This window comes from Legionella sp. PC997, from assembly GCF_014109825.1.
In the GTDB taxonomy this organism is placed as follows: domain Bacteria; phylum Pseudomonadota; class Gammaproteobacteria; order Legionellales; family Legionellaceae; genus Legionella.
Map to the genome: position 1 here is coordinate 3,652,638 of NZ_CP059576.1, position 19,318 is coordinate 3,671,955.

A 19,318-nucleotide genomic window follows, 5' to 3' on the forward strand; every position below is an offset into this window, starting at 1 on the left:
AAAAATTGCTCATTATGTCATAAAAAATTTATAAAAAAAATTCTTGAAGAAATATAAAATAATAACCAATTTGATTCAATTTGTCCCTTTTATATAATATAATGTTGAAAAGATGCGCGTATTTTAGGGAATTGTATGTTTTTTAAAACCTTTTTTCGTCCCAAACCTTCGAGTGGTCCCAGACCTCCCATGGAATGGCTAGATGAACGATTTAAAATTAGTGGTTTAAACGATCTGATTCCCATAGCCGCTCGCCAAAAAACACAAAGCACCGCAAAAGTATTTTATAACCCACATTATTTTACAAGTAATGATTCAGGGGGTCCTTTTTCCTTAGCAAGGGCTTTATGCAAAATACCTGCAGTTAACGTAGCCGGAGATCGAGAGGGGATATTTCAAAATGGCACTCCCTTCCCACAATCCCCTAATTACTTTGAGCAAGTTCCCTTAAACCATCCCGAGCTACTTTCACCCACTGAACGCTTAACGGCTGCCAAAAAAATTATTTTTTCCAATAGTACCGTTGTTGCTGTGGGGGGGTATCCTGCATTGAACCCCAGAACCCTTAAGAAAGATCCCTATGAGATAGGAATCTTTTCTCTCGCGGGAGCTAGTTTTGAAAATCATTATCTACATTATTCACTGTTCATGCTGGATCCTGTGAATCCCAAAATTGAGCATCCGAAGTTTGCTCATTTATTCGAAAACTTACCGACTAATTTTAAAGAAGCCCAATCATCACTGGGGTCGTATGATTCAGATGGTTTTATTACCCGTATTCGCACTGGTTTTCCATTTCTATCTCGTTCAACACCCGATAAATTCTATTCTTCCTTTTATAAAAAAAATGCAGTTATATTTTTAGCAGAAGCTTATTACCGTCATCAATTGGAAGATATTTCAATGTTATTAGCTTCAGTAAATGAAGCAGCTAAGTCATCAGGGAAACCCGCTTTATTAAAAGCTACCGCCGTAGGAATGGGGTTTTTTGCTAAGGTGAATGGAGAATATGATATCCAATATCTCCTTTATCCTCGTTTCCTTCGTGCGTTTCAAAAATTATTACAAGAAAACTCCTACCCCTGGATAGCAAAAATTGAATTCCCTATATTCGGCGAACAGTTTCAAGAACAATTTGACTCGATTATGAATGAGCCATTCGAACACGTTGAAGTATATCGAGAAAACCGTGATGTTCTGGAGTTTACTAAAGAAGAGACTGAAAACTATTATGCTTGCGCAATCAATCCTTCTGATGCATTTTCCTATGCCGGCAATGAATGGGCAATGGGTAGTGTGGAGGCTATGATCGGTTTAAATTCATCATTGCGTTTCGATCAAATACCCCTGGTAAATCGCCCCCTGCTTGATTCTGACCATCATATTCCGGTCAAAATCAGCAGTAACTTCGAGGCTGAACTTGGTGAAATAGGACCCAGCAAGTTACAGATGCATTTGTAAAGGAGCACCCACAGCACTAATAATTGCGTCCACTATTTTTTTATCTCCGTCAAAGCGTCGCTCTAAAGCTTCTTTACTTAAGGAGCCATAAGTGTTTTGGCAGATCGTAGTAAACGTTTCTTCACAGTTATTGATCATTAGCCAGGTCAGAACGGTTCCTTCGTTAAGTAAATCACTTGCTCGCATTGATTTTGGTAGAGAGCCGTTATACTCATGCATGGCATTAGGTACCAGAGCACCACTCAAGAATTTATCTCGGAATTTAGGACATGTCGAAGCAATAAATTGTTCGAATGGAACAGGTTCTACCACCAGCTGCTCTTTTTCATCATCATGTCCGTCACTCTCCATTCCAACTTCCATTTTTAATATCGAGAGGGAAGTAGCCCTACCATAAAACTTATGTATCCAAGCATTTTGCGTATGCGATGAGTTTTTTTCAATGAAACGTATTAAATCCTTTAGCGAAGAACATGCCCCCCAGGCAAAAGGTTGTTCGTTAAATTTTTGGTAATCTTCTACATCAGAATAACGTATTGATTGCAATGCACACTCTGAAACCCGCGGAACTAAACCATTTTGTTGGAACAATTTCTCAAGACTTCGCCCATCCACGCGTATCAATAAAGAGGGGCACTGAAGCCCTACTATTTTAGGACCCACTACGGGATTTCTAACATTAAAAAATTTTGTCCACATACAACACCTCAACAAAAATTACATCATAGTTGAAATTATACAGAGGAAATATTAAACAAATATTAAGCGCATCGCCCAACAAGTGGACTCCATGCGATAAACAACATTATTATGATAGGGGGGTATAGCTAAAAGAGAAAAATCTAATGCCGCACACCTTGTGCATGTTGAATAAATAAGCGTTTTATAGACATAAAGCGATTACAAAAACTTAATCCTAAACCCCGTAATGTAACAAGCGGTATAAAGGAATTACTAAATAATCGTTTGAAACCTTCCATCATCAAAATAATTTGCCATACCGCATTCTTGCGTTCACGTTGATAAGCACCTAAGGCCTTTTTAGAGCATAACTTATCTTGTACCCTATCCAAACACTCTATCCAGGAGCGTACGTCAGCCAGTCCAACATTTAAACCCAAACCAGCCAAAGGATGGATGGTATGTGCTGCGTCACCAAGAAGCAACCAACGGTCTCCTGCATACTGTTTGACATGGCGCATCTGTAAAGGGAATTGGTGACGTGTGCTTAATACTTCAACCCCACCTAATTTTTTAGCAAACGCATGGGTTAATCTCTCATTAAACTCCTGTTCGGGAAGACTCATCAGTTTTTTTACCTGTTCTGGATCAGTGGACCAAACAATAGAACATTGATGTGCATCAGCAAGTGGCAAAAATGCCAAAGGTCCATCAGCACGAAATACTTGGTATGCGGTGCATTGGTGGGGTTTCTCTACCGACACAGTGGCTACTAGAGCATGTTGCTCATAAGACCAGCTGTTCAATGGTACCTTCAGTTTTTGCCGAACAGGAGAATTAGCTCCATCTGCAATCATTAGCAATTGCCCTTCCCAAGTTTGCTCAGAGCTGCACACCTTTACTCCATCTCTCCCACTAAATACCTCCTCAACACGGCTATCAGGAAATAAATGAATCGAGGTTTGGTTGGAGATTTGCTGTAATAAAGCGTGTTTCAACACAGATTCTTCAATAATATTCCCTAGATTCGGTTTTCCTATATAGCGGGAGTCGAAATCAATATGAGCCTTACTTTCAGCATCCCAAACATACATGCAACTGTAGGGAGAACGGCGTGTCTTATCCAAGTGTTGCCAGACATTTAATTGTTGGAGCAATGTTTGTGATGCAAAATTAATTGCATAAACACGCGGATCGGGTTCGGAACAATCCACTTTTAATGAGCCTGCATCAATAACGGCTACGGAATTACCACGCTGAGCCATGGCTAGGGCAGCAGTTAAACCCACAATGCCACCGCCAATTACTAATACATTAAATTGCAGACTCATTTTTTTTTCCTTCATAAACTATTTAGCGCTTGGGTAATGCGATTTCACACACCAAATCCGGAACCACTCCCCCGAACCCTTGTGCATATCGTGCTAAAAGATTCTTCAATACAGGAAGGTTATCCAGGGCAAGCAATCCTAATCCCCGTGCCACTCCAAATCCTGGGAAACGACTGGTAAATACCTGAATTAAACCATCTGTTAAACGAGTAATCGCTTTTTGATCATGAGCTCTTAATTGCATATAAGTTTGCAGCATTTCCGCACTAAGTCCTTGATCAACAATGCATTGCGCTAAAGTGGCCACATCTCTAAGCCCTAAATTAAACCCTTGTCCCGCTACGGGATGCAAAGTATGCGCTGCATTACCTACAAAAACTACAGGCCATTTGGCTTGTTTAGGCATTAAAACTTGTTGTAAGGGATAAGAAAAGCGCTTACCCACTTTGGCAAAACGACCTAAGCGATAACCAAAAGCACGTTGTAATTCTTTTAAAAAATCAACTTCTGATAAAGACAATAAGCGTTCTGCTTCCTTAGGAGGAACCGCCCAAACTAATGACATTCGATTTTCTTGCATGGGTAAAAGTGCCAATGGTCCATGTAGAGTAAAACGTTCATAAGCATGATAATTATGGGGCTTCAGTAAGCCCACGTTCGCTACAATTGCCTGTTGACCATAAAGTTTGGTCTTAGCAGGTAAGGAACAAAATCGGCGGGCTAAAGATTGCGCACCATCTGCCGCAACAATTAAACGTGCAACAACATTCATTTCTCCTGAATCAGTAAGAATTGTTGCTGCGTGTTTTCTATAATCCAAGGACTTAAGACTTGCTGGTGCAATAATCCGGTCGTGAGGTAATAATTGATGCAAGGCCTGATTGATATGCTGCATTTCTGCAACATAGCCTAACGGGGCACCAGGCTCTCCTTGCAGGCGAGATATCCCAAAATGGTGTTGCTCGGAAACATGAATCGTATTTATAGGAGTTGCATGATCCTCGAGAAGATCCCAAACGCCAAGCACGGTTAAAATGTGTCGACTCGCAGGAGATAAAGCCAACGATCGCGCATCAAAATCAGGATTTATTTTGTCACTAAACGGTTTAGCTTCTACCAACAAGGTATTATAGCCTAATCCTTGCAAAGCAAGCATTAAGGTAGCTCCCGTCAAACCTCCGCCAATGACCAGTATATCAATTTCTTTAATCACGCATTAACGCCTCAATATCATCTACCTCTACAGGCAATGCAGCAGTTAATACTTCATGACCTGTTTTCGTTACAATTACATCATCCTCGATACGCACTCCAATATCCCACCAACGTTTATCTACCCCTGGAGTCTGCGCACTAATATACAAACCTGGCTCAACAGTTAGAACCATTCCTGGCTCTAAAGGACGCCACTCGCCATTAATTTTATAAAGACCACAATCATGAACATCTAAACCCAACCAATGTCCTGAGTTATGCATGTAAAAAGGTTTATATGCTTCTTTAGCAACTAATTCATCCACATCGCCGTGCAAAATCCCCAACTCACAAAGACCTTCCGTTAAAATTCGTACCATTATTTGTTGTACCGAATTCCAGGGAAGTCCAGGTTTAATCGCTGCAATCCCTGCTTTTTGTGCTTTAAGCACCAGTTCATAAATACTTTTTTGTTCTGAGCTGAATTTGCCATTGATTGGAAAAGTTCTTGTGATATCCGCAGCATAATTTTCAAATTCGCCCCCCGCATCAATTAGTACCAAACTGCCTCGGTGCAGGGATTTATTATTGTCGGTGTAATGCAGAACACAGGCATTTGCACCCCCCCCTACAATGGGATCATATGCGACACTTCGACACCCATGACGACTGAATTCATAAATCAGTTCTGCCTCCAACTGATACTCATGCTCCAAATGTTTGCAACGACGCATTGCATGTTCATGCGCTTTAACAGAAATAGTGGCTGCTCGGCGCATTAAATCCAGTTCTGCATCGCTTTTAAATAAACGCATTTCACCTAATATTGGCTCCAAATCACATAAATAATCCGGTACTTTCACTCCTCGTCGTACTTGGCCTTTAAGAGTCACCAAAGACTGCATGATGGTTTTTTCCATCTCTGGATTTCGCGCAAGAGCATAATAAACAGCTGATTTACCACTTAATAGTTTCGGTAACTCTTCCCCAACACGATCTATGGGAAAAGCAGTATGCATGCCTAATTCCGATAGAGCTCCCTCTTGTCCTAACCGTTTTCCCGTCCATTGCTCTTCAGCAGGATTGCGAGGACGGCTAAATAAAATACTCTGCGTATCTGCGCCATTAGTCAAAACCAACAATGCATCAGGCTCATTAAATCCAGTTAAATAATAAAAATTGCTATCCTGACGAAAACGATAATGTGCGTCCCCATTACGTACCACTTCCTGAGCCGCCGGAATAATAGCGATACTGCCTTCAGGTAAGTTCTTTGCGAGTTGCTTTCTTCTTGTTTGATATTCTTGTTGAGAAATCATATTAACATCCTTATTAATGGGTCATTCCAGTATGCCCGCCACGTTCTTTTTCATTCATTACTAAATCACTGTGTAACCGGAGCACTGCCATTCGTGCATATTCACTGACTTCCATTAATGCACGTTCATCTTCTTCGTCTACATCTAAGGTATCACAGTCAAGCTCGGCAAATTCAATAAGATGTTGAAATGCATCTTGCGCTTCATCTTCATGGAATTGGTTAGCAGTAATACCCGCCAAAGTCAGAGCCTGAGTAAACCCTTCGCACCATTCACTAAAAGCTTGCGCTCGGACTAACAAGGATTCTTCATCATCAGGGAGTAACATTTCAAACTCAAAATCCATCGTATTAATTTGTTGCTGGCTGATAGAAAAAACCGAAAACATAGCTAAAACTGCATTACGACTGGCTTCATCTTTTTTATTGTTTAATAAAGCACGCAAGTAAGCTTCACCCTGACCGTCAGCACCAGCACAAAGATACCCACACATCATTCCATGTAATAAGCTGGAAGATATGTGCAACATCAAAACAGAAATCGTTGCAGAAAATTCATCATAATCAGGCAAATGTAAAGGTGATCTTTCTTGGGACATATTCAACTCATTTATAAAAAATATCCAATGATAACCGATTTAACGGAAGCGTTCACCCTACTAATTGCTGCTTACGAGCAAAATTGTTACTATTCACCTAGGCTCTCTATGGAATTGCAAAGGTCTTATATCATGACGCAAATGAAATCGTGTACTGTGAAATTGTTAAATAAAACTTATGAAATTAAATGTCCTGAAGGCGAAGAACCCAATTTATTGCTCGCCGTGCAGAAATTAAATAATCAAATAGGGATTAATAAAAAGAAAGCGAAACAGCTGGATGAGTTCCAAATCCTATTACTTGCTGCTCTTGATATCAGTCATGAATTGATATTATGCAAAAACAAACAAGCACACCAACAGCATCAAGTAACTCAATTTATTAACTCGCTTGAAAATAAAATTAATAAAATGGTAGGCGGTGAAATGGTGGAACGCCTTTCAGAATTAGATTAGTTTTATTGTAAATTTTACCTCCTCGCCTTGGGCGGGGAGACAAATTTAGGCTTTTTTGAGTAAGAGAAAGCGAACCAATTCGATTAAAAGGATTTGAGATGAGACGCCAATGGTATGTAGGATTTGGGGTAGCTTTATTAATTACATTTGCTCTTTTCGCTATGTTTCATAGCATTAAATGGTTTATCGCTTTTCTTATTCCCGTTATTGTTATTTGGATCTATGACCTGGTCCAAAAAGAACACACGATTCTGCGCAATTTCCCTGTATTAGGTCATGTTCGTTATTTCCTTGAGTTTCTTCGTCCAGAAATCCAACAGTATTTTATTGCCACGGATGAAAGTGAACTTCCATATAATCGTGAAACACGTTCACTCATTTATGAACGCGCAAAAAATACTCGTGATACAGTACCTTTTGGTACAGAACGCGATATTTTAAGCGTCGGATATACTTGGGCACTTCACTCTTTAGCACCCAAACATCACTCGGAAGTTGAGCCAAGAATAATGGTGGGAGGGCCAGATTGTCTTCAACCCTACAATGCTTCCCGATTTAATATCTCAAGCATGAGTTTTGGTGCGCTTTCTGGTAAGGCGATCATGGCTATGAACAAAGGCGCCTTGCTTGGGGGGTTTGCTCAAGCCACTGGTGAAGGAGGGTTAAGCACCTACCATTTACAAGGCGGCGATTTAATATTTCAATTTGGAACCGCCTACTTTGGTTGTCGGGACGCTCAAGGAAATTTTGATGAGAATGAATTTGCTGCCGAAGCCAATCGTAAAGAAGTAAAAATGATTGAAATTAAACTGTCTCAAGGAGCTAAGCCTTCCCATGGAGGTATTTTACCTGCTGCCAAATTAACTGAAGAGATAGCTAAAGTAAGAAAAGTCTCGATGGGAAAAGATGTTATCTCGCCCATGGCCCATTCTACATTTACCACTCCTGTTGGATTACTCCTTTTCGTAAAAAAATTGCGGGACCTCTCTCACGGCAAACCCATTGGTTTTAAATTATGTCTAGGACGTAAAGATGAGTTTCTTGCTATTTGTAAGGCCATGCTAAAAACCAATATCCTACCTGATTTTATTACGGTAGATGGCGCTGAAGGAGGAACAGGTGCGGCACCAGTAGAATATGTTAATTTTATCGGTACCCCTTTAGAAGCAGGATTGGTGTTTGTGCATAATGCATTAGTGGGGATTAATGTACGAGATAAAATACGCATTATCTGCAGCGGTAAAGTTGCCAATGGTTTTGATTTATTAACCAATATTGCAATGGGTGCCGATATGTGTAATGCCGCACGCGCTATGATGATGGCTGCCGGTTGTTTACAAACCAAACAATGCAACGCCAATACGTGCCCCACAGGGGTTGCAACCCAGAACAAACGGTTACAATATGGTTTAGTGGTCGATCAGAAAAAATATTATGTTGCCAATTATCATAAAAACACCATGAAGAGCTTTTTGGAAATGGTGGGTTCTATAGGTTTAGACAATCCCAGCGATTTGAAACCCAGCCACATCATGAGACGAGTCAACGTACAAGAGGTTAAATCGTTTAATGAGATTTATGAGTATCTTACACCGGGGCAACTCCTTGGGCCCGACATCCCTGAAAGCTATAAAATCCATTGGGACAAGGCCGATCCCGACAAATTTTAATTAATAAACATAGAGTCCTAAGTGCCGCCTCGGCGAAACCGGGTTATGTATTTTAAATCCCGGTTTCGCTGTGCTGACCTTTCTTTTGGGTTATTTCCACTTAATATTGCATCCCAGACTTGGTTTTTGTTCCGAACTGACAGGTTTACCTGCAAGAATGTTGTCCAGTGCATTTTGTAAATGAGCACCAGTTACAGGTTTATTATTACCTGGCGTGGATTCATCCAAACAGCCGCGATATACACATAGCAAATCCTTGTCAAAAATATAAAAATCGGGTGTACATGCAGCGTGATAGGCTTTGGCTACCTCTTGCGATTCATCATATAAATAAGGGAAGGGGTACTTAAATTGGTGGGCTTCAATTTTCATTTTTTCGGGACCATCTGCAGGATATGTCTCTGCATCATTAGAACTGATCGCGATAAATTGCACTCCATCTCTTTGATATTTTTCTGCCAACTCCACAATTTTAGTCTGGATATGTTTGACATAGGGACAATGATTGCACAAAAACATAATCACTGTCGCGATAGGTGATTTAATTTGGGCAAGCGATACCCATTGATCGTTTCGTGTATCAATTAAAGTAAAATCAGGTGCCTTACTTCCTAATGGAAGCATATTTGATGCAGTTGCTGCCATAATTACCTCGTTTGAATTAATTCAATCCGAATTGGGATAATCTCGTTTGGCGAACATGTTAAATGAAAAGTTGTAGGCGATCAAATGGCTTAATACTTGAGGTTCAGAGCTTACTATCTGCTCTAAATTACAGGTCGAGAATGCATTTCATTTTGTGGTTCTTCTTGTTTTTGGAGTTGGTTTTCCTCACGCAGTTGTTTTAATTCCGCTTTAAAATCCTTCATCTCCAATGGGGAAGATCTTTTCTTTTCACTTGGGTAAGTTACTGTTTCACGCGTTTCCATAGCTTTCGTCTTGAAGGGGGCAACTGGCTTTTCTTCAATCGGATTAACAATAGGTACCTTAGCGTTTTCACTTTTACTAATCGATGTTTCTTGCCTATTTTCTACCACTTTGGGATTCGAGTTTAATCCTGCTAAGGTTACTTCTTCGGATGCAGATGATTTTATGAAAAGGCCGCTAAAAAATTGCTTAAAACCTTGCCATGCTTTCTGGAGCAAAGTTTGAGTACTATCTTTTTCTAATAGATGGGGATCTTTGCTGAGATTGGGTTTAACTAAGAGAACATCTTTTTCTTTCGCGGGGAGAGGTTTTTCTTCAAGATCTTTATTTGCTTCAGTAGCAAGATAATTTTTAATTGTACTTAATTCTTTTTCTAATTCTGTTTTCCTTTCTTTCATATAAGTGGTCATCACAGGATCAATAGCCTGCAATACCTGCATATTGTTTTCACATCGCGCTATATTTTCTTCTAAAAATTTAATCCTTTTTTGGAGGTCTTGAGGTTTTACTGAAGGCAGAAATTGATATTTTTCATCATGATCTAATGCCTTTATTGGGTGCTTTTCTTCAGCCACTTGAATCCTTAATTTTTTTTGTTCTTCTACAATTGCATCATATTCTTGTAGTGCTTTATTGACTGCTCTTGTTGCTTTGGTGTCTCCTCGGATAAAATCCATAAATGACACTTTTGCTTGTAGCTTTTCTATCTCCTCACTTTTTGCTTTTAGTTTCTCCTTTAATTCTTGGTCTTTATAAGAATGCAGGGCAGTTTTATAACCATATACATTGACACCCCCACCCGGAGCTATTCCAACAATCATGTTCTGTAGAGGAGTTGCATGCCGATTAGTAAATGCACTTAATTTTAATGGATAGCCTCGTAGGTGAAATTCATCTGCCATTTTTTGCGCATAAGAACTGCCCTCTTTGATTAAACCTAACTCACAGCCAAAACAACGTAACCTATTGATATCCTCTTTTTTAAATCCAGCATTCTTCCGAGCCTCATCAAAAGCCTCTACAAAGTTTTTAGGTGAAAAATTAGCTGCACCATATCCGCTGTGGTGAGCATGTCCAACTACGGTAATGCGGGCAACATCAGATGGACGTAAACCAACCAAACACGCCGGTGAAAAGACTCGTATCTCATTATTAGGTAACTGCTTGGCGATATCTTGAGCTGCTACCAGAGTAGTCTTATCGTCCCCTAATACAAGTATGATATTTTTTGGCTTCATTATAGAAATCAAAAACAAGATAACCAATAATATAATTATAGAATCTCACGATTGATTTTTGCGCAACTTGCTATAATTAAACCACAGGGACTAAAGAGAACACGATGATTGTTTTAATGAGTGATAGCAAAGAAAATAAAGCGGCTGCGACTAATTTACATCAGTTTACTCATTTTGATAACGTAACATTAGACCAACTCACTGAATTGAATAAAACTAAAGAACAACTCCTATTGGTTGATGTAGACGCCAATGATAAATGTATAAGTTACCTTGAGCCGGTTAGTTTTGCGGAAGCATTATTAAAAAATCAGTTATCCGCACAGGTACAATCCGTTGTTTTTCTTATTTCTGATATTAATAAACACAAAAACTTGTTTGAATTTGCCAGACCTTTTCTGGCTCATTTGGAAAAAGCCTTTAATCATCAAGTCATCGCTTATATCCCCACTGATTTAAATTACTATGCCACAATTCTTATACCTCCTCAGGGTCATAATTTGCTATGGAAAGTCTATGGGATAGATAGGGAAGACTTCCCCAAGGAAAAATCATTAAATCTAGAATTATTTCAAGGAATAAAAGGCAAGAATCTTTTATGGAAAGGCTCTAATATCTTGGAATGGATAGTGACTGATAAAAAAGCCATTAGCAGCAATCCGATGGTGCCAGAAAATATTCGGTTCCACTTGTGAAATAATAAAATTAAGCAGGATCCCAATCGCGCTATATTGACTTTAATCCAGATGGCCATGATATAATCAACTTAACCCGATAGCGAGAGATTTTAGAACCAATGCTAACAGCATGGGAAGCATCCTGAAGTCGGCGTTGTGCAAGCCCACCCTGGAGTGGGAAGCCTGAACCGCCTCATCCGCTACCCACTTGAACTCCAGGGTTCATAATCCATGTCTGTCGGGCTATCCCTTCATTAATTGCTCTTTTAATAAAAGATATTCGTCTCTGACTTTGGCTGCCGCCTCAAACTCCATATTTTTTGCATGCATATACATTTGTTTTTCCAAAGTATTGATGTGTTTCACCAGTTCTTGGGTTGACCAATGTAAATAGTCTGGGCTTGGTTCTGCAATGGCAACGTTGCGTTTTCCTTGATATGCGCCTTCCATGATATCGGTAATGGATTTATTAATTCCTTTGGGAATAATTCCATGTTCTTCATTATATGCTTTTTGCTTTTCCCGTCTGCGGCTGGTTTCTTCCAAAGCCCTTTGCATGGACCCAGTCATCTTATCCGCATAAAGAATAGCGCGCCCATGCATGTTACGTGCTGCGCGCCCTATAGTTTGGATCAAAGAGCGATCAGAACGTAAAAAGCCCTCTTTATCTGCATCAAGAATAGCAACTAGAGCGACTTCGGGCATATCCAAACCTTCGCGTAATAAATTAATCCCCACCAACACATCAAAAACGCCAAGCCGCAAATCACGAATAATTTCCACGCGTTCAACCGTATCGATATCCGAATGCAAATAACGCACTTTAATACCATGTTCATTCAGGTAATCGGTTAAATCTTCAGCCATTCTTTTGGTTAAAGTGGTTACTAAAACTCGTGCTTTTTGTTGAATCACCAGTCGAATTTCCGACATTAAATCATCAACCTGGGTACGTACTGGCCGAATCTCAACTTCCGGATCGATAAGCCCTGTAGGCCTCACCACCTGCTCAGCAACATTATCTGAATGCTCTTGTTCATAAGGGCCAGGAGTTGCAGAGATGTAGATAGTTTGTGGGGAGCGTCCTTCAAATTCTTCGAATCGTAATGGTCGATTATCCAGTGCTGAGGGAAGTCTAAAGCCATACTGGACCAAAGTTTCCTTACGGGAACGATCACCTCGATACATACCCCCAATTTGTGGAATAGTGACATGGGATTCATCGATAATTAGTAGGGCCTCTTGAGGCAAGTAGTCAAACAAGGTTGGCGGGGGTTCACCCGCTTCACGTCCAGATAAATAACGAGAATAGTTTTCAATACCAGAGCAATAACCCAATTCCAACATCATTTCGATATCAAAATAAGTACGTTGTTCCAAACGCTGAGCTTCCACTAATTTGTTTTGTGCTTTAAATTCTGCTAAGCGCTCCTGCAACTCTTCCTTAACCCAATCTACTGTTTGTAAAATACGCTCCCGAGGAGTCACGTAATGGGTTTTAGGAAAAACGGTAATTCGAGGTAGTCGTCGCAAAATTTCGCCAGTAAGCGGATCAAACTGGGAAATATGTTCCACTTCATCATCAAATAGCTCAATACGTACGGCTTCGCGCTCTGAATCAGCTGGGAAAACATCAATAATGTCCCCATGGACTCGAAATTGTCCCCGCTCTAGTGACAAGCTACTGCGTGTGTATTGCATTTCAGCAAGTCGTCTTAAAATTTTACGCTGATCGGATTGTTCTCCGCGGGAAAGATGTAATACCATACGCAAATAGGAGTCAGGATCACCCAAACCATAAATTGCGGAAACTGTTGCGACGATAATCGCATCTTTACGTTCAATTAAGGCTTTGGTTGCAGACAAACGCATCTGTTCTATGTGCTCATTGATGGATGAATCTTTTTCAATGAAGGTATCCGAAGCAGGCACATAAGCTTCCGGCTGATAATAATCATAGTAGGAAACAAAATATTCTACCGCATTATCGGGGAAATAGGTTTTAAATTCGCCATACAGCTGAGCAGCAAGCGTTTTGTTTGGAGCCATAATTAAGGCAGGCCGGCGCATGGCTTGGATAACATGTGCTATAGTAAAAGTCTTGCCTGAGCCAGTAACCCCTAAAAGGGTTTGTTTGGATAACCCTGATTTCAAGCCGTCAATTAATGAGGCAATGGCTGTCGGCTGGTCGCCAGCAGGCTTATAATCGGCATATAGTTTAAATAAATCTTTCATATCTTTATAGTATATCTCACAGGAGCAACAAATGGATATCGCATTAGCAAAACGCGTGCAAAAAGTTAAGCCTTCACCTACTTTGGCCGTAGCAGCAAAGGCTACCCAAATGCGTGCTCAAGGGCATGATGTCATTAATCTGGGTACCGGTGAACCAGATTTTGACACCCCCAATTATATTAAAGAAGCTGCTATTGCTGCCATTAATCAAGGGTACACCAAATACACAGCGGTTGATGGCATTCCTGAACTCAAAGAAGCCATTAAAAATAAATTCAAAAACGATAATAATCTTGATTATCAGCTCAATCAAATTTTGGTTTCAGTGGGTGGAAAACAAAGCTGTTACAACTTATGCCAAGCGCTACTTAATCCTGGAGATGAAGTCATTATCCCTGCTCCATACTGGGTTTCTTACCCTGATATGGTGTTACTCGCTGAAGCAACTCCGGTAATTATTTCCACGACTCCTGCGCAACGTTATAAAATTAATGCCCAGCAACTTGAAGCAGCGATTACCCCCAAAACAAGAATGATCTTTTTAAATAGCCCCTCCAATCCATCGGGGGTCGCCTACACGCTAAATGAATTAAAAGCTTTAGCTGAAGTCTTAAAAAAGCATCCACAAATTATTATTGCTACGGATGATATGTATGAGCACATTCTTTGGAGCCAGCCTTTTGCCAATATTCTCAATGCATGTCCTGAGTTATATGATCAGACCATTGTATTAAATGGCGTCTCTAAAGCTTATGCGATGACCGGTTGGCGCATCGGTTATGCAGCAGGTCCTCTTCCATTAATGAATGCGATGAAAACCATCCAATCCCAATCCACTTCAAATCCTTGTTCGATTGCCCAAAGAGCAGCGGTAGCAGCACTAACGGGTGGCCATGAAAGTGTAGCTGAAATGGTAAAAGCCTTTCATCAACGACATGATTTTGTAGCCTCTCGGTTGCAGGAAATACCAGGAATAGAAGTTATCCCAGCGGACGGTACTTTTTATATTTTCCCCAGTGTGCAAGCCATTATAGAAAAACGTGGCTATGCCAATGACCTTGAATTTTCTGAAAAATTGTTAACCGAAGCGGGTGTGGCTCTAGTCCCGGGCTCTGCATTTGGCAATGAAGGCTGTATTCGGTTATCTTTTGCAACCAGCATGAACATATTAGAAGATGCCTTAAACCGCCTACAACGTTTTTGTAGTTAAAACCAATCACCCTTCTCCCGCAGGGGAGAAGGTGCCCCCAAGGCAAATGTGGGATATAAATAACTTTTTTAAATAGAGCAAGGAAAGAAAAACTCCCTATATAAAACAAATTTTAAAAAATTATTAGTAAATCTACTTGACCCCCAATCAGAATCGTTTTAAGATTCCGACCCTATTCCCCGGTAGCTCAGTCGGTAGAGCGGATGACTGTTAATCATTAGGTCACAAGTTCGAGTCTTGTCCGGGGAGCCATTAAAATCAATGGCTTATATCAAAATTTTATCCACTGTCTTGCCTCAAGGGACATTAGTGGGACACTAAGCAACAACCATCCACCAATATTTCTCATGAGTTATGCGCATCAATTAAAAAATATAAATCAACCACAAGAAGTATTTTTGGCTTTCTTAGATATATTAGGTTTTTCAGAATTCGTTAAGAACAATGATCATCAAAAAGTGATCGAAATATACCAGTGCGTAATTCGTCCCATGATTGATCTCTCCATAACAGAAGCGGCTGAGCAGCTAGTAGTAAATTCTTCTTGGATTAAACAGGTGAACACTTCTGATGTTAATGACAATTTAACACCCAAATTTGATAATGTGGTTCTTCATTGTACGGCCATATCTGATTCGATACTTTTATCAACACCTGATAATACATTTAAAAGCTTGATAATATTGCTCGCTACTGTACGTAATTTAATGGCAAAATTAATTTATTTAGGATTTCCCTTGAGAGGGGCGATTACGTCTGGACTAGTAACCTTGGATAATCGATTTTTATCAAGTTCAAATGTCAACCATCATTTAATAATAGGAAAGGCAATAGCTGAGGCAGTGGAGCTAGAAAAACGTCAAGTTTGGTCAGGATGTGCGATTCATTCGAGCGTGATCAATATAATCGGAAGAAACATTATACGTTTTGATCCAGTTTTAATTACCCTTTATGATGTGCCCATGAGAAACAATACCTATGAATTAATGCCAGTTGTAAATTGGTTACAAGGTTTCTGACGATGCAAAAAAATCATTTAATGAGATTGCAATCAAATCGGCATTTGAGCAGCATGGTAAAAAAATTGATAAAAAAGTAGAGATCATAATTAACAACACGATAAATTTTTTTAATGATATGCGTAATCATTGATAAATTGATCATATTGATATTGCAGAAGATGATTACAAAGCACAGAAAGCGTTTATGGAACAATTATGCGACTTTAAAAATCAGCATAATTGCCATATCCATCTTATTGCGCACCCCCGTAAAGGTGCTGATGAATCACAGCCTTCTGGAAAACTTGATAACAAAGGTACAGGGGCAATAAGTGATTTAGCAGATAATTGCTATACTGTATGGCGTAATAAACTCAAAGAGGAACTAAGAATATTCAAACCAGTGGTGTGACTCTTCCAGCAAAAGAATTAAAAACACTTGAAAGCTCTGATTGCATATGGTGCTGCGATAAACAACGCAATGGAGAGTGGGAGGGAAAAATCGGTTTTTGGTTTCATGGAGCATCGTTGCAATATCTTTACAAACCTGAACAAAAGCCGGTTAGATTTGTAGAATATTCAAAAACTTCACATTAATTTGATTTATCTACGCTGCGGGGCTATAAAATGAAAACAACTAATATTGCTAAATTTATGCTGATTGCACTTCTTATTCCTTACGCAGCATTCGCAGAGATTATTTCTGGCGAAGTAATTAAAATATCTGACGGAGATACTTTAACGATTTTAACTGATACAAATATTCAATTGAAAATTAGACTTATTGAGATAGATGCCCCAGAAAAAAAACAAGCTTTTGGAAGTGTATCAAAACAAGCATTGTCTACTCTTTGTTTTAGAAAAGAAGCTATTGTAAATACTAATGCAAAAGATCAATATGGTAGGATTTTGGGTAGAGTTACCTGTGCTGGAATAGATGTAAATGCTGAGCAAGTTAAAACAGGAATGGCTTGGGTTTACGATAAATATGTAACGGATAAAAGTCTTTATGATCTACAAGATCAAGCTAAAAATAATAAACTCGGCCTATGGGTGGATCCACACTCAATACCACCCTGGTTATTTAGGCATCAATAATCAAATTGGGTCAATTGAACAAAAATTACTAGATCTATCGATATTTCTTCTGAGATTAAACCGTTCTAGTGCATTTATGGGATTAATATCTTCAAGCTTACTAAAATCTATATCAGTCCATTTTGGCTTATCTACTTCTACAGAAATAATGTAAACATTCTCAATTAATCCGGTTGCAGGATTATTTCTTTGTACATAACCTGATAAAACTATTTTTTGCAAAATAGGTAAAGTAGAAAAAACTTCTCCCGTTATACGGAAAAATATAGCGTGAACTAAATGGCTAAAATCCTTCTTGAGCTGTATTTCATTCCGGTCTTTGATTAATAATTTATATCCTCTTGACGCAATTTCAGCAGTTCTCTTAGGCATGTCCTTTAAATCCGGCAAATCAATATCTAAAAATAATGTATTCTGATCTTTAAAATCAAAACTCAACTGAGTATCTTTTGCCCAAGTTAGATTACTTAATGCATAAGTAAAAATTTGCTCCATAGCATCCAAATCGCCATTTTCTGATTGTCGCACTATTGAATTAAACTCCTCCGTAGCTTCATCATGATCTTTTTTTATGCTTTCCCAATATCCTACGGCCTGTTGATAAAGAGACATTTTATTATTATTTTTATTTTCAATATCAGAGGCCCATCCAAACCAGCGGTGATAAAATTTTATCTTTTGAAGTTTTGGTTTTTTCGGATGAGGAACACTTAATTCATGATAAGTTAATTTTGTTTGATAAGGAGATGGTGTTACGTGATGGATAATCATTAATTCATCAAAGTCTTTATTTATTTCATTCGCTGCCTTTTGTAACAACTCTTCTAAAAACTCCGAATGATCATTTTTAATTTGATTAATCATTTTGGGCGGTAGTGGCAAACCATCCTCCGTCGCAAAAGATAAAATACCATTGTCATTAACCTTTAATTTAACATCAAGATACGCAGATTCGCTGCTATTTAACTCTTGCTGCGGGTGGCTATTTGATTTAGACGCCCCATTATCAAGGCGTTCCCTAATAGATAAACCAGTACCTGGTATACCTAAATTCCCATAAACCCCTTTACTCCCTACATTCATTGAACTACCACGAGGGCCCATTGATAAACTAACTCCCCTTTTTCCAAAATTCAGTCTAACTCCAGGGATCAATGTAACTCGTTTTTGAAATCGAAGTGCCATTAATCTTTCTCCGAATGATTATTTTTAATGTTTTGAATTGCATCACTAAACGATGCGGCAAGTATTCCCGTTGGCATAGCAATTAATCCAATACCTACAACCGCAGTAACTGCACCAAAAAACCGGCCTATAGCAGTAATAGGATAAACATCCCCATATCCAACCGTTGTTAATGTGGCGACAGACCACCACATTGCTCTGGGGATGCTTCCAAAATAATCTGGCTGTATGTCTCCTTCAACGATATACAATATCGAAGAAGATAAAATAAGTGCAAAAACACCTATTCCAAAACTAATAATTAATTCAAACCGTCTCAGATAAATCGCCCGTCCAATGTTTTGCATTGCAACTGAGTAACGCCCCAGTTTAGCAATCCTTAATACCCTTAAAAGCCGTGCTAATCTCAAAATAAAACCTTCTGTGCCCAACGTGGTAAGTAAAATTAAAAGCACAGTCAAAAGATCTAAAATTGCGGCAGGCGTAAGCATATAGCGAATTCGACTTGTACAACTGGAGTTTTCTACGCTAACCCATACGCGAGCAATATACTCAATAGCAAAAATAATAGTAAAAACCCATTCGGTTATGAAAAACATCCACTCATTATTGTGATAAATCGAACGTTCTGTTTCTATGATTGCTAAAAACAGAGAGCACAGAATAACAACAACAATTATCTTATTGGTAAAAGATAAGCCAGGTGTTTGCTTTAAACTTGGATCTAATTCTTGGGCTAAGCGATGCCTCAGTGACATATTTTTTCCCTGAAATGATGCTTCTTTTTTTAATAAGTATAGACTCACTAATTTACATGTTACTGATTTATGGACTAAAAATTATGTTTGGGTTTCATAGATATTCGTGGAATAGTACTTACGTAATTTTAACAATCACACGAGGGAGAAATTGGTCCGTCACAACAATATGAACGCCCATCTTGACATCCACTTACTCCCTGATGATGAGAACAGCAACCACTCTTTTGAACTGGGGTGTTAATTTTACCAAGTACATTGATTTTTCAACTATAGATC

At 39.2% G+C, this 19,318-nt stretch carries 18 protein-coding genes, 1 tRNA gene and 1 other RNA gene; 10 read left to right on the top strand and 10 right to left on the bottom strand.

The window, feature by feature from the left end:
• Positions 1-135: 135 nt before the first annotated feature.
• Positions 136-1,461 (top strand): type IV secretion protein Dot, encoded by a 1,326-nt coding sequence (locus HBNCFIEN_RS15970; protein WP_182392042.1) that lies wholly within the window; start codon positions 136-138, stop codon positions 1,459-1,461.
• Here HBNCFIEN_RS15970 and HBNCFIEN_RS15975 read toward each other — a convergent pair.
• The 5 genes from HBNCFIEN_RS15975 to HBNCFIEN_RS15995 form a co-directional block, all read right to left on the bottom strand.
• Positions 1,444-2,160, bottom strand: a complete 717-nt coding sequence (locus tag HBNCFIEN_RS15975; RefSeq protein ID WP_182392043.1) for a hypothetical protein — start codon at positions 2,158-2,160, stop codon at positions 1,444-1,446. The two genes, HBNCFIEN_RS15970 and HBNCFIEN_RS15975, sit on opposite strands and share 18 nt — an antisense overlap.
• A gap of 143 nt (positions 2,161-2,303) precedes the next feature.
• On the bottom strand, positions 2,304-3,473 hold the full coding sequence (locus tag HBNCFIEN_RS15980; RefSeq protein WP_182392044.1) for a UbiH/UbiF/VisC/COQ6 family ubiquinone biosynthesis hydroxylase: 1,170 nt from the start codon (positions 3,471-3,473) through the stop codon (positions 2,304-2,306).
• Between the two features lie 22 nt (positions 3,474-3,495).
• Entirely contained in the window at positions 3,496-4,629 is a 1,134-nt protein-coding gene (locus tag HBNCFIEN_RS15985) for an FAD-dependent monooxygenase (RefSeq protein ID WP_255464423.1), read from the bottom strand.
• A 49-nt stretch (positions 4,630-4,678) separates the two neighbouring features.
• Positions 4,679-5,986 (bottom strand): Xaa-Pro aminopeptidase, encoded by a 1,308-nt coding sequence (gene pepP, locus HBNCFIEN_RS15990; RefSeq protein ID WP_182392046.1) that lies wholly within the window; start codon positions 5,984-5,986, stop codon positions 4,679-4,681.
• Between the two features lie 13 nt (positions 5,987-5,999).
• Entirely contained in the window at positions 6,000-6,584 is a 585-nt protein-coding gene (locus tag HBNCFIEN_RS15995) for a UPF0149 family protein (RefSeq protein ID WP_182392047.1), read from the bottom strand.
• Positions 6,585-6,716: 132 nt separating this feature from the next.
• Between HBNCFIEN_RS15995 and HBNCFIEN_RS16000 the strand changes: the two genes are divergently transcribed.
• Together HBNCFIEN_RS16000 and HBNCFIEN_RS16005 are read left to right on the top strand one after the other, a co-directional pair.
• The gene (locus HBNCFIEN_RS16000) at positions 6,717-7,040 is read left to right on the top strand and encodes a cell division protein ZapA (RefSeq protein ID WP_182392048.1); all 324 of its coding nucleotides are present in this window, start codon (positions 6,717-6,719) and stop codon (positions 7,038-7,040) included.
• Between the two features lie 98 nt (positions 7,041-7,138).
• Entirely contained in the window at positions 7,139-8,710 is a 1,572-nt protein-coding gene (locus tag HBNCFIEN_RS16005; RefSeq protein ID WP_182392049.1) for an FMN-binding glutamate synthase family protein, read from the top strand.
• A 90-nt stretch (positions 8,711-8,800) separates the two neighbouring features.
• Here HBNCFIEN_RS16005 and HBNCFIEN_RS16010 read toward each other — a convergent pair whose 3' ends face one another.
• Complete coding sequence (locus HBNCFIEN_RS16010; protein ID WP_182392050.1) at positions 8,801-9,355, bottom strand: thioredoxin family protein; 555 nt, start codon at positions 9,353-9,355, stop codon at positions 8,801-8,803.
• Positions 9,356-9,477: 122 nt separating this feature from the next.
• Positions 9,478-10,875, bottom strand: coding sequence for a hypothetical protein (locus HBNCFIEN_RS16015; RefSeq protein WP_182392051.1), 1,398 nt, complete (start codon positions 10,873-10,875; stop codon positions 9,478-9,480).
• A 104-nt stretch (positions 10,876-10,979) separates the two neighbouring features.
• On the opposite strand from HBNCFIEN_RS16015, the gene HBNCFIEN_RS16020 reads away from it, so the two are divergent.
• On the top strand, positions 10,980-11,570 hold the full coding sequence (locus tag HBNCFIEN_RS16020) for a hypothetical protein (protein WP_182392052.1): 591 nt from the start codon (positions 10,980-10,982) through the stop codon (positions 11,568-11,570).
• A gap of 70 nt (positions 11,571-11,640) precedes the next feature.
• Positions 11,641-11,801: non-coding RNA, 6S RNA (gene ssrS / locus HBNCFIEN_RS16025), on the top strand.
• Here ssrS and uvrB read toward each other — a convergent pair.
• Positions 11,796-13,787: an excinuclease ABC subunit UvrB gene (gene uvrB, locus HBNCFIEN_RS16030; protein WP_182392053.1), complete on the bottom strand. Its 1,992-nt coding sequence runs from the start codon at positions 13,785-13,787 to the stop codon at positions 11,796-11,798. The two genes, ssrS and uvrB, sit on opposite strands and share 6 nt — an antisense overlap.
• Positions 13,788-13,818: 31 nt before the next feature.
• Between uvrB and HBNCFIEN_RS16035 the strand changes: the two genes are divergently transcribed.
• The 5 genes from HBNCFIEN_RS16035 to HBNCFIEN_RS16055 all read left to right on the top strand — a co-directional run bounded on the left by HBNCFIEN_RS16035 (position 13,819) and on the right by HBNCFIEN_RS16055 (position 17,096).
• Positions 13,819-14,997, top strand: a complete 1,179-nt coding sequence (locus HBNCFIEN_RS16035) for a pyridoxal phosphate-dependent aminotransferase (RefSeq protein WP_182392054.1) — start codon at positions 13,819-13,821, stop codon at positions 14,995-14,997.
• Between the two features lie 176 nt (positions 14,998-15,173).
• Positions 15,174-15,249, top strand: a tRNA-Asn gene (locus HBNCFIEN_RS16040).
• A 95-nt stretch (positions 15,250-15,344) separates the two neighbouring features.
• Positions 15,345-16,016 (top strand): hypothetical protein, encoded by a 672-nt coding sequence (locus HBNCFIEN_RS16045; protein WP_182392055.1) that lies wholly within the window; start codon positions 15,345-15,347, stop codon positions 16,014-16,016.
• 187 nt (positions 16,017-16,203) lie between these two features.
• Positions 16,204-16,410 carry a hypothetical protein gene (locus HBNCFIEN_RS16050; protein WP_182392056.1) on the top strand — a complete coding sequence of 69 codons (207 nt, stop codon included), beginning with the start codon at positions 16,204-16,206 and terminating at the stop codon, positions 16,408-16,410.
• 215 nt (positions 16,411-16,625) lie between these two features.
• A complete protein-coding gene (locus HBNCFIEN_RS16055; RefSeq protein WP_182392057.1) occupies positions 16,626-17,096 on the top strand; it encodes a thermonuclease family protein in 471 nt (156 codons plus the stop codon).
• On the opposite strand, the gene HBNCFIEN_RS16060 is transcribed toward HBNCFIEN_RS16055, so the two are convergent.
• On the bottom strand, positions 17,097-18,281 hold the full coding sequence (locus HBNCFIEN_RS16060) for a DUF4236 domain-containing protein (RefSeq protein WP_182392058.1): 1,185 nt from the start codon (positions 18,279-18,281) through the stop codon (positions 17,097-17,099).
• Entirely contained in the window at positions 18,281-19,039 is a 759-nt protein-coding gene (locus tag HBNCFIEN_RS16065) for a potassium channel family protein (protein ID WP_182392059.1), read from the bottom strand. Before HBNCFIEN_RS16065 ends, HBNCFIEN_RS16060 begins: the two co-directional genes overlap by 1 nt.
• Between the last annotated feature and the right edge of the window lie 279 nt (positions 19,040-19,318).